Source organism: Acidovorax sp. GW101-11A03 (assembly GCF_059424825.1).
In genome coordinates, this window is the sequence record NZ_JBWKZU010000147.1 from 1 (window position 1) to 1,001 (window position 1,001).

Annotated in this window: 1 protein-coding gene; it reads right to left on the bottom strand. The window is 62.3% G+C overall.

Features of this window, described 5'->3' with window-relative positions:
• A partial coding sequence (gene tuf, locus AC07Z7_RS25100) for an elongation factor Tu (protein WP_494768048.1) occupies nt 1-1,001 on the bottom strand: 1,001 nt, incomplete at both ends.

The window sequence follows — 1,001 nt, forward strand, 5'->3', positions numbered from 1 at the left end:
CCAGTCACGTCGGTCGTGCGGAAGTAGAACTGAGGACGGTAGTTGTTGAAGAAAGGCGTGTGACGGCCACCTTCGTCCTTGGACAGAACGTACACCTCAGCCGTGAAGTGGGTGTGGGGCTTGATCGAGCCGGGCTTGCACAGCACTTGGCCGCGCTCCACGTCTTCGCGCTTGGTACCGCGCAGCAGCAGGCCGACGTTGTCGCCAGCTTGGCCTTGGTCCAGCAGCTTGCGGAACATTTCCACGCCGGTGCAGGTCGTCTTTTGCGTGTCGCGGATACCCACGATTTCGATTTCTTCGCCGACCTTGATGATGCCGCGTTCCACGCGACCGGTCACCACGGTGCCACGGCCGGAGATGGAGAACACGTCTTCCACGGGCATCAGGAAGGCACCGTCCACAGCGCGCTCGGGCGTGGGGATGTAGGTGTCCAGGGCTTCGGCCAGCTTCATGATGGCTTCTTCACCCAGCTTGCCCTTGTCGCCTTCCAGGGCGAGCTTGGCAGAGCCACGGATGATGGGGGTGTCGTCGCCTGGGAAGTCGTACTTGTCCAGGAGTTCGCGCACTTCCATTTCGACGAGTTCCAGCAGTTCTTCGTCGTCCACCATGTCGCACTTGTTCAGGAACACGATGATGTAAGGCACGCCCACTTGGCGGGCCAGCAGGATGTGCTCGCGGGTCTGGGGCATGGGGCCGTCAGCAGCGGAGCACACCAGGATAGCGCCGTCCATCTGGGCTGCGCCGGTGATCATGTTCTTCACATAGTCGGCGTGGCCGGGGCAGTCCACGTGGGCGTAGTGGCGGTTGGCCGTTTCGTATTCCACGTGGGCGGTGTTGATCGTGATACCGCGGGCCTTTTCTTCGGGTGCAGCGTCGATCTGGTCGTAGGCCTTGGCTTCGCCGCCGAACTTGGAGGACAGCACCGTGGCGATGGCTGCCGTCAGCGTCGTCTTGCCATGGTCCACGTGACCGATCGTGCCCACGTTCACGTGGGGCTTGGT